The organism is Mycobacteroides abscessus ATCC 19977 (assembly GCF_000069185.1).
Classification (GTDB): Bacteria; Actinomycetota; Actinomycetes; order Mycobacteriales; family Mycobacteriaceae; genus Mycobacterium; species Mycobacterium abscessus.
In genome coordinates, this window is record NC_010397.1 from 4132585 (window position 1) to 4142713 (window position 10129).

Annotated in this window: 8 protein-coding genes; 4 read left to right on the forward strand and 4 right to left on the reverse strand. The window is 64.1% G+C overall.

From position 1 onward, the window contains the following. Positions 1-248 precede the first annotated feature (248 nt). The 4 genes from MAB_RS20735 to MAB_RS20750 are packed head-to-tail and all read left to right on the forward strand — an operon-like array spanning position 249 to position 5234. Positions 249-1802 carry an amino acid permease gene (locus tag MAB_RS20735; RefSeq protein ID WP_005077940.1) on the forward strand — a complete coding sequence of 518 codons (1554 nt, stop codon included), beginning with the start codon at positions 249-251 and terminating at the stop codon, positions 1800-1802. Next, a complete protein-coding gene (locus MAB_RS20740) occupies positions 1799-2632 on the forward strand; it encodes an urea amidolyase associated protein UAAP1 (RefSeq protein WP_005112200.1) in 834 nt (277 codons plus the stop codon). Before MAB_RS20735 ends, MAB_RS20740 begins: the two co-directional genes overlap by 4 nt. After that, on the forward strand, positions 2629-3240 hold the full coding sequence (locus tag MAB_RS20745; protein WP_005062134.1) for an urea amidolyase associated protein UAAP2: 612 nt from the start codon (positions 2629-2631) through the stop codon (positions 3238-3240). Before MAB_RS20740 ends, MAB_RS20745 begins: the two co-directional genes overlap by 4 nt. Further along, positions 3237-5234 (forward strand): 5-oxoprolinase/urea amidolyase family protein, encoded by a 1998-nt coding sequence (locus MAB_RS20750; protein ID WP_012296727.1) that lies wholly within the window; start codon positions 3237-3239, stop codon positions 5232-5234. The genes MAB_RS20745 and MAB_RS20750 overlap by 4 nt, the downstream gene beginning before the upstream one ends. 195 nt (positions 5235-5429) lie before the next feature. Here MAB_RS20750 and MAB_RS20755 read toward each other — a convergent pair whose 3' ends face one another. From MAB_RS20755 to MAB_RS20770, 4 genes are all read right to left on the reverse strand, one after another. Then, complete coding sequence (locus MAB_RS20755; protein WP_005062138.1) at positions 5430-6299, reverse strand: 3-hydroxybutyryl-CoA dehydrogenase; 870 nt, start codon at positions 6297-6299, stop codon at positions 5430-5432. A gap of 226 nt (positions 6300-6525) precedes the next feature. Next, positions 6526-7818 (reverse strand): isocitrate lyase, encoded by a 1293-nt coding sequence (gene aceA, locus MAB_RS20760; protein ID WP_005085937.1) that lies wholly within the window; start codon positions 7816-7818, stop codon positions 6526-6528. 283 nt (positions 7819-8101) lie between these two features. After that, positions 8102-8884 carry an acyl-[acyl-carrier-protein] thioesterase gene (locus MAB_RS20765; RefSeq protein ID WP_005086329.1) on the reverse strand — a complete coding sequence of 261 codons (783 nt, stop codon included), beginning with the start codon at positions 8882-8884 and terminating at the stop codon, positions 8102-8104. Positions 8885-9303: 419 nt separating this feature from the next. Continuing rightward, positions 9304-10107: a GAP family protein gene (locus MAB_RS20770; RefSeq protein WP_005085935.1), complete on the reverse strand. Its 804-nt coding sequence runs from the start codon at positions 10105-10107 to the stop codon at positions 9304-9306. Between the last annotated feature and the right edge of the window lie 22 nt (positions 10108-10129).

Genomic DNA, 10129 nt, shown 5'->3' on the forward strand with positions numbered 1-10129 from the left:
TCCATGTATTCCTCGGCAACGTCGCCATGCCACCATCCGGTGAGCGTTTCGTCATCGCTCCGACATCTGCGCAACGACAATGTTACACCGCGCAGCTGTTCTGAAACGGCAGTGTCACCCACCCGTACCGGCCGCCCGTCAAACTTATTTACCTATCGCCTGACAGATATTTCTTCCCACATAGGCGTGGGTTTCAACGACACACAGGGCACAAAAAGCGTTGCCCGACGAGCGATCCTGGAGCGCCCATGAACGCCAGTACGGCCACCGGAACCGCGGCACCGTCCGCCGCGATCAGCGCCGCCTCGGACTCCGACGACCTCGCCGCGTTCGGCTACAAACCTCAGCTGCATCGCAGTCTTGGCAAATTCGCTTCCTTCGCCGCGGGCTTCTCGTTCGTCTCGATCCTGACGACGATCTTCCAGCTGTTCGCATTCGGGTTCAGCTTCGGAGGTCCGGCCTTCTTCTGGACCTGGCCCATCGTCTTCCTCGGGCAATACATGGTGGCGCTCAACTTCGCCGAGCTCGCCGCGCGCTATCCGATCTCCGGCGCCATCTATCAGTGGGCCCGTCGTCTCGGCGGGGCAGCGGTCGGCTGGTTCGCCGGCTGGTTCATGATCATCGCCCAGATCGTCACCGCGTCGGCAGCGGCCATCGCCTTGCAGGTGGTGTTGCCGACAGTGTGGAGTGGCTTTCAGCTCATCGGCACGGACTCCTCGCTGACGAGCGTGAGCGGTGCGTCCAACGCCGTGCTGCTGGGCTCGTTGCTTTTGGTCGCGACCACCGCCATCAACGCCGTCGGCGTCAACTGGATGTCCCGGATCAACTCCATCGGGGTCACCTGCGAGATCGTCGGTGTGGTCGCCGTCGTCGGCATGTTGTTCGGGCATGCCGAGCGCGGTCCGAGCGTGGTGCTGCACACCGGCGACGCGGGCAGCGGGTATCCGTGGGCCTTCCTGGCCGCCGGACTCATGGCCGCGTACGTGCTCGTCGGATTCGGTTCGGCCAGTGAGCTCGCCGAGGAGACCCGGAACCCACGCCGGGTCGCGCCGCGCACCATTCTCTCCGCGATCGTCGTGTCGGCGATCGGCGGCGCCCTGATGATCCTGGGCGCTCTGATGGCAGCGCCCAGTCTGACCGATGGGCAGCTGGCCACCGGTGGCCTTCCGTATGTATTGGACAGCAAGCTGGCGTCCCCGTTCGGCACCCTGCTGCTCATCGATGTCGCGATCGCCGTGTTCGTCTGCACACTCGCCATCCAAACCGCAGCCTCGCGGCTGATGTTCTCGATGGCCCGCGACGGCAAGCTGCCCTTCTCCGCCGTGCTGTCACACGTGAACCCGCGCACCGGTACGCCGATCGCACCCGCGGTGGTCGTCGGTGTGTGCTGCGTGCTGATCCTGGCCGTCAACTTCGGCAATGCCGCACTGTTCACCAGCCTGTGCAGCGTCTGCATCGCATTGATCTACCTGGCCTACCTGATGGTCACCACGCCGTTGCTGTTGCGCCGCCTGGGCATCGGCGGAAGCACATGGGACGCCAATTTAGGCCAGACCGATGCCGACGGGCGAAAACTGTTTTCACTCGGGCGATGTGGACTTCCGATCAACATCCTGGCCGTCGGCTACGGCGCATTCATGATTCTCAATCTGTCCTGGCCTCGCCCGGCGGTCTTCGACCCCACCGGGGAGCACCCCTACCTGGTGTGGATGGCACCGATCTGCATCATCGCGGTGCTACTCGCCGGGCTTGTCGCCTACCCGCGGCACACCGCTTCCACCACCGAGGAGACCGTCCGATGACAACCGCCACCACCAAGGGAGCACGGGAGCACGCCCGCGCACAGGCAGGCCAGATCACCGATTCGATGCCCGTGCTACCCGCTTCCGAATGGCCCTGGGCGCCCAGCGATATCGACCCGCTGACGTTCACCTGGGCGGAGACCGTCCCCGGCGGGCGATACGCCAGCAAGGTGCTCGGCCGCGGTACCCGGCTGCGACTCACCGACATCACCGGATCGGCCTGTATGAACATCGTCCTACTGCGGGCCGACGCCCCGTGGGAGCGGCTCAATGTCGCCGACACCGTCAAGGTTCCGTGGCAGGCCTACCTGGGCGCCGGACATCCGCTGCTGTCAGATCAAGGGCGGGTGCTGGCCACCATCGTCGCCGACAGCTCCGGGCACCACGACACCTTCTGCGGAACCACCACACTGGCCGGAAATACCGCCAAATACGGTGCAGGCGAACTCTATTCAGCGAGCCCCGCCGGACGAGAACTGTTCACGCTGGCCGCCGCCAAGCACGGGCTGTCCCCACGTGATATCGGGCCGTCGGTCTCCTTCTTCCACGGTATTCGCGCCGCGGCCGATGGGGCACTGCACAGTACCGGCACCGCAGGCCCCGGGGCCGAAGTGGATCTGCTGATCCACTTGCCCGTCATCGCCCTCCTGGCCAACACCGCACATCCCCTGGATCCATCGGACACCTTCGACACCGGCCCCGTTCGGGTACTGGCGTGGACCACGCTCGGCGAGCTGGCAGATCTTCCCAACGCCGATCCGGAATATCAACGCGCCGTGCTCAATACCGAAGACGCATGGACCGCCGCGCAGACGGGAAAGACGCAGTGAAAGACAGCACCATATTGGACGAGGTTGTTCCGGCCCGTGCGCCGTGGAGCACCGTGGTCGCCGCCGGCGACGTGCTCACCATCATCGACCTGAAAGGCAACCAGGCTGTCGACACCCTGTTGTACTCGGCGGCCGATACCGGAGTCCGTTACTCGGCCCAGGCAACCATCGCCGCCCAATCGAATCTGTTTCTGCGCGCCGGAACAGTGCTGCGCGCCGAGGACGGCAGCCCGTTGATGACCATCGTGGAGGATGAGGTCGGCAGCCACGACACCATCGGGGGCGCATGCTCCCAGGAATCGAACACCTTGCGCTACGGGCACCACACCAAGCATCAGCACGCGTGCGTGGAGAACTTTCTGCTCGAAGGCGCAAAGTGGGGCCTGGGCAAGCGAGATCTGGTGTCCAACATCAACTTCTACATGAATGTGCCGGTCGATGACGATGGAACCCTGGGCATCGTCGACGGCCTCTCGGCACCCGGAAAGAAGATCAAGCTCCGCGCCGAGGTCGACACCTTGGTACTGGTATCGAACTGCCCGCAGATCAACAACCCATGTAACGGCTTCGATCCCACCCCGGTCCGGATGGTGGTGGAAAGCCTATGAGCAACAGCACCGTGAGAGTGACGGCGCCTGGCATGCTGACAACGGTGCAGGATTGGCCGGGGCGCACCGGATACTGGCAGGTGGGTGTGCCCCCGTCAGGCCCGATGGACGACCTCTCGTTCCGTCTGGGCAATCGTGCTGTCGGAAACCCCGAGGGCGCACCGGGATTAGAAGCGACGCTTGCCGGCCCTACCCTGCATTTCACCGCCGAGACCTTGGTCTGCGTCGCCGGTGCACCGGCCCTGGTGACCGTGAACGGCCGCCCCGTGCCCCAATGGCGTGCCGTCACCGTACCCGCGGACGGCACCCTCGCCGTGGGCGCTGCCACGGACACCGGGATGCGGATCTATGTCCTGATCGCCGGTGGCATCGCTGTTCCGCAATTTCTGGGCAGCGCCGCGACGTTCACCCTCGGCGGCTTCGGCGGTCCGGCGGGCCGCGCACTGGCCACCGGTGATGTGCTCACCTTGGGCCAGTCCCGTGATGGTGAGCCACAATGCATTCCGGGTGCCGCCCAGCCGGCGATCGGTCACCATTGGGAACTCGCCGTCACCGAAGGGCCGCACGGCGCTCCCGATTTTTTCACCCGTAGCGATATCGACGAGCTGCTGTCTACGCATTACGAAGTGCATTTCAACTCCGATCGCACCGGGGTGCGACTCATCGGCCCCAAGCCCCACTGGGCACGCACCGACGGTGGCGAAGCAGGGCTGCACCCGTCGAATATCCACGACAACGCCTATTCGGTGGGCACACTCGACTTCACCGGAGACACCCCGATTCTGTTGGGTCCCGACGGCCCCAGCCTGGGCGGATTCGTCTGCCCTGTCACGGTGGTGTCCGCGGACCGCTGGAAGCTGGGCCAGCTGCGTGCGGGCGACACCGTGCGATTCATCCGGATCGAGGCTTCTCGCAGCGCCTCGCTGCGCTCGATCGGTATCGATCGGCGCGGGCACTGGCCATCGGTGTTTTCGACGCGGGGCGACGGCGACGACGGCGTGCTGGCCTACCGTCCGGCCCGTGACGACGCACCCGAGATGACGTACCGGCGCAGCGGCGATGACAACATCCTGGTCGAATACGGGGACCTGACACTGGATTTGGCGTTGCGGGCCCGCGTGCACGCGTTACATCAACGGCTCGAGGACACCCACACCACTGGAATTATCGATCTGACTCCGGGCATTCGGTCACTGCAGGTGCACTTCGATCCCGACCGGTTGCCCATGGGCAAGGTGCTGGGGCTGCTCGACGATATCGATGAGCATCTGCCCGCCTCCGAGGAGCTGGTGGTGCCGAGCCGCCGGGTGGCCATGCCACTGTCCTGGGACGATCCGTCGGCCCGTGAAGCCATGGAACGCTACCGCCTGGGTGTGCGCGCGGATGCCCCATGGATGCCATGGAACATCGAATTCATCAGGCGTATCAATGGTTTGGATTCGGTAGACGAGGTACATCGCACCGTCTATGACGCCTCATACCTGGTACTGGGCCTGGGCGATGTATACCTGGGTGCGCCCGTCGCAACGCCTGTCGATCCACGACATCGGCTCGTCACCACCAAATACAACCCGGCACGCACCTGGACACCGGAAAATGCGGTCGGCATCGGCGGGGCGTACCTGTGCATCTACGGCATGGAGGGGCCGGGCGGGTACCAATTGGTGGGACGCACCGTGCAGGTGTGGAACCATCAGCACCCCGACAACGCGGGCGCTTTTGAGCCGGGAACACCGTGGCTGCTGCGCTTCTTTGATCAGATCAACTGGTACCCGGTGAGCGGCGAGGAGCTCCTGGAGCTACGCGATGAGCTGGCCACCGGGCGCGGTAACGGCGGCATCACCATCACCGAGGGCGAGTTCTCCATGGCGGGGTATTCGGCGTTCCTTGCCCACAATGCGGCATCAATAGGCCAGTTCCGAGACCATCAGCGCCTGGCATACGCCGCCGAACGCGAAGCATGGAGCACTGCGGGCGAATTCGCTCGGGCGTAGCAAGTGAGCGCCCCGAACCCCTCGCACGCGAACCCGGGGCGTGTCACGTTGCTGTCCGAATTAACCACCTCTGGGTGATCCTGGTCAAGAGAAATGCGCATTTCGCGCCCAGGCATCAACACGACGAGGGCACACCGCTCGCATCCGATCGGGCTGTGATCTGTGCGTGCGGTATGCCCTCGCGCGGTGGGGTGGCTACTTGGCCTTGTACTCGTAGAACCCGACGCCGCTCTTCTTACCGAGACGGCCCGCTTCCACCATCCGCAGCAGCAGCGGCGGTGCGGCGTACAGCGGCTCCTTGTACTCGTCGTACATCGAATCGGCGATGAGCTTCAACGTGTCGAGGCCGACGAGATCCGACAACCGCAGCGGGCCCATCGGGTGCGACAGGCCCGCGACGACCGCCTTGTCGATGTCTTCGACTGTGGCGAAACCAGATTCGGCCATACGGATGGCGGCCAGCAGGTAAGGCACCAGCAGGAAGTTGACCACGAAGCCGGAACGATCGGCGGCGCGCACCACCTGCTTGCCCAGCACCTCGCTCGCGAAGGCCTCGGTGCGGGCGGCGGCCTCGGGAGTGGTGACGAGAGTCGAGATCAACTCGACGAGCGGCAGCACCGGCACCGGGTTGAAGAAGTGCAGCCCGAGCACGCGTCCCGGGTTTTTGGTCGCCGCGGCGATCTTCATGATCGGGATGCTGGAGGTATTGGACGCCAGCACCGCATCGGGATCCGTGATCACCTCATCGAGCTTGGCGAAGATCGAGGACTTGATGGACTCGTCCTCGATGACGGCCTCGATGACGAGCTGACGATCGGCGAAATCGGCCAGGTCGGTGGTGAACTTCAGGTTGGCGACGGCGGCATCGCGCTCGCGCTCGGTGATCTTCCCGGCGGAGACGCCGCGGTCGAGCGACTTGGTGATTCGATCGCGCCCGGCGGTGGTGAGCGCCTCGGTGGTCTCGAACACCAGCACGTCGACACCGGCACGTGCCGATACCTCGGCGATACCCGCGCCCATCTGCCCCGCGCCGATAACCCCTACGCGCGTGATTCCGTCCGTCATCTTCGTACTACTCCCTGAACATCGTTGTTAGTTTTGGCTTTACCTGATGGTCTTCGCCCGAGCGGCTCATCCATCCAGCACACAGGCCCCGCCCAACGGGATACGTGGGCGGGGCCTGTGCTGTCAACTCAGTGGGTCACACCGAGAGTCTTGACGTGGGCGCGTGGCCCGGCTTGAGGAAGTGGCTTAGTGGCTTCAGCCGCTGGGTTCCACCTCGCCTGACGGCTTAGTGGAACTGGCCCTCTTCGGTCGAGCCCTTCAGCGCCGCGGTCGAGGTGTTCGGGTCGACCGTGGTGGCGATCTTGTCGAAGTAACCGGCGCCAACCTCGCGCTGGTGCTTGGTGGCGGTGTAGCCACGCGCCTCGGAAGCGAACTCACGCTCCTGCAGGTCGACGTAGGCCGTCATGCCCTCGCGGGCGTAACCGTAGGCCAGGTCGAACATCGAGTAGTTCAGGGCGTGGAAGCCGGCCAGGGTGATGAACTGGAACTTGAAGCCCATGGCACCCAGTTCCTTCTGGAACTTGGCGATGGTCGAGTCGTCCAGGTGCTGCTTCCAGTTGAAGGACGGGCTGCAGTTGTAGGACAGCAGCTGGTCCGGGAAGTCGGCCTTGACAGCCTCAGCGAACTTGCGAGCGACCTCGAGATCCGGCACACCGGTCTCCATCCAGATGAGGTCGGCGTACGGAGCGTATGCCTTGGCGCGCGCGATACAGGGCTCGATGCCCTTCTGCACGTTGTAGAAGCCCTCGGAGGTGCGCTCACCGGTGACGAACGGCTTGTCGCGCTCATCCACATCGGAGGTGATGAGGGTGGCGGCCTCGGCATCGGTGCGGGCGATGACGACGGTCGGGGTGTTGGCGACGTCGGCGGCCAGGCGAGCAGAGGTCAGGGTGCGGATGTGCTGCTGGGTGGGGATCAGCACCTTGCCACCGAGGTGGCCGCACTTCTTCTCCGAGGCCAGCTGGTCCTCCCAGTGGGTACCGGCGGCACCCGCGGCGATCATGGCCTTCTGCAGTTCGTAGACGTTCAGCGCGCCACCGAAGCCGGCCTCACCGTCAGCGACGATCGGCACGAGCCAGTTGTCGACACTGGTGTCGCCCTCGACGCGGGCGATCTCGTCGGCACGCAGCAGGGCGTTGTTGATGCGGCGAACCACGGCCGGCACCGAGTTGGCCGGGTACAGGCTCTGGTCCGGGTAGGTGTGGCCGGAAAGGTTGGCGTCACCGGCGACCTGCCAACCGGACAGGTAGATGGCCTTGAGGCCGGCGCGGACCTGCTGCACGGCCATGTTGCCGGTCAGGGCACCCAGCGCGTTGATGTACGAGTCGTCGTCCTTGCTGACGGCGTCCCACAGGATCTCGGCGCCACGGCGGGCAAGGGTGTTCTCCTCGACGACGCTGCCCTGCAGCTCCTCAACCTGGGCGGCGGTGTAGTCGCGGGTGATGCCCTTCCAGCGGGGGTTGGTGTCCCAGTCCTGCTGGATTTCGGCCGCGGTGCGCGGCTTGCCGACATTCGACATTGGTACTCCTCTGTTACTTGCCCTGACGTTTGGCTGTCCGATTTTCTGCCACGGACAGATTGTTAACGCTCAGGCACGTTCACTGCGTTGACTGTTACGACGATGTCACAGACCATATGCGCAGGTCCACCCGTTCCCGATGCCAATTTTCGCTAGGCATTGACAGCCTTTTGCTAACCTTGCGAAGCGGCTAATCGTACGCCCGTACTGTTGCTACCGACCGGTAACCAACAATCCCCTGTTCAGAACGCTCGTACTGTTAAACGACCGACGCCGCGTCTAGTTATCGAGCGAATATCGAGGCGAGGGCCTTCACTTCGTCGCCAACGACATATGTGAGCGTTGTAACACCGCGACCCGGGACACCGAACTCGGTTCCGTCCTCGTAGACGTTGGTGATGATCTCGAGCTTGTCCCCCAGCGAAACCGCGGAGTCGTGCTCGAGGCATACCCGGAACGGCGCGGACCGGGTCTCGGATTCCCTGGAGAGGTGATCTTCCACGATGCTCCAGTAGACGGAGTTATTCATGTGGTCGAACAGATCCATGTCGGTGAAGCGCACGGGGAAGTCCCGGATGTCCGTCGCGGTGTCGCGGCTCCCGGGCTTGTTGTAAGGCTTCCAACGCAACCGGCCCACATCGGTCGTGGACGCGACGGTGGCGAGGAAGTCGTCGTCGATACGCGCCGGCCCCTGGGTCTCGCTGCTGACGTGAATCCAGAACGCTTCCGATTCGACGAGCCCGCCATCGCGTCCATCCAGCCGTACCCGCATCTGACACCACCGGTTGGAGGTGGCCGAACACCACCGGCGCAGCCACAGCGCTTCCTTGAAGTCGATCGGCTTGATGACATCGATCATGGTGCGACGCACGATCCACAGCGGGTGGGTCTCCTCGGCCTCCACTCCCCGCAGGTGATCCTGGCCGATGTCCTGGATATGCCGGGCAGCCCCGTCCAGCCGTAGTCGCCCGCCGGAGTCGACGTCTGCCATCCGCACCGGCCAGCGGGCCTCGTAGACGTGGGGATGCGCGTGGGGCACGGGCATCATGTCCTTGTCGAGGCCCATACTCGGTTCGGTGCTCACGACCCGATCATCACACACCTGCCGGTTGCGGCGGTGAAGCGCTCAGGCCGAGACGATAGGTGCGGCAAGATCTGCCACATCCGTCGCGGCTGCTGCGGGCGTCCGCCGCTGAAATCCGACAAGAGCTGCGGCACAGGCGAAATCGAATCCGGACACATCCAACTGCCGTGGATCCCTAAGAACCCGACGGGATTCAAACCCGCCACCCATGCATGAGCAGTTAACCGATCCGCACCCGGCCGCACCACCACCGTACTGTTGTTCATCAGGAACTGCACGAGTATTTCGCCTGTCGCCCAAGGGATTATTTGCGCAGTACGCAAACGGCACGCAGCCGGACCGCGATAACGGCCACCGGAGCCCTAGCGAAAGATGCTCCGGACCGGCTGGATCGCAGTCGGTCAGACGAGACCGACTCCGGTGAGCACCTGCCAGATTCCGACCACCGCGAACAGGACCAGCAACACCAACTGCCGATGGGACAGTGCCCAGTTATGAATCGGTTCGAGCACGGCCTGGGTCCGCGCCGGGGCGATCACATAGCTGATGAGCGCGATCTCGAAAACCGCGAGCATGGTGAAGACGAAGACGACGGCCGCGATGACCTGCGTGCTCATCGCGGTACCGGAACCCACGATGATGGTGTCCACCAGCAGAACCAATGGTGGCGGCGGCATGTATCCGATTCCGAGTACCAGTGCCACCCACAGCGCACCGTTCTCCCAGGCGCCCTTGCCTCGGTGAAGAAGGCGCTGAAATGTCGAGCCGAGGTAAGAAACAGCACCCCTGATTCGGCCCACCGGCCGGGCTTCGACCGCTGGTGCCTCCGAGTCCAGTACCAAGACCGACGAATCGCCGCCCGCCCCCGTCGCCACAGGCTGGTTCTCACGCTGGCGGGACCGGAGCCGTGTCGCTATCCACACGGCTATGACGACACAGAGCACGCCGGTGCCGAGTTGAAGAGGCTTGATGGACGAACCTGGGTCCGCGGTCGCAAGATTCTTTGCGAAGGACGCGAAACTCGGGACCATGTGCAGGGCGAAAAGTGCGATCACAAATGACGGCACATTGACCACCAGCGCACCAACCCAGAACGCCAGCAGGTTCTGCACGGGGCGGGGTCGCGAAATCACCACAAGGATCAAACCGAGCAGCACCGGGTTCAGTGACATCAAAAATGCCAAACCCAATAATTCCCGCCACATATCCCTAACCCTACCTCGTTTG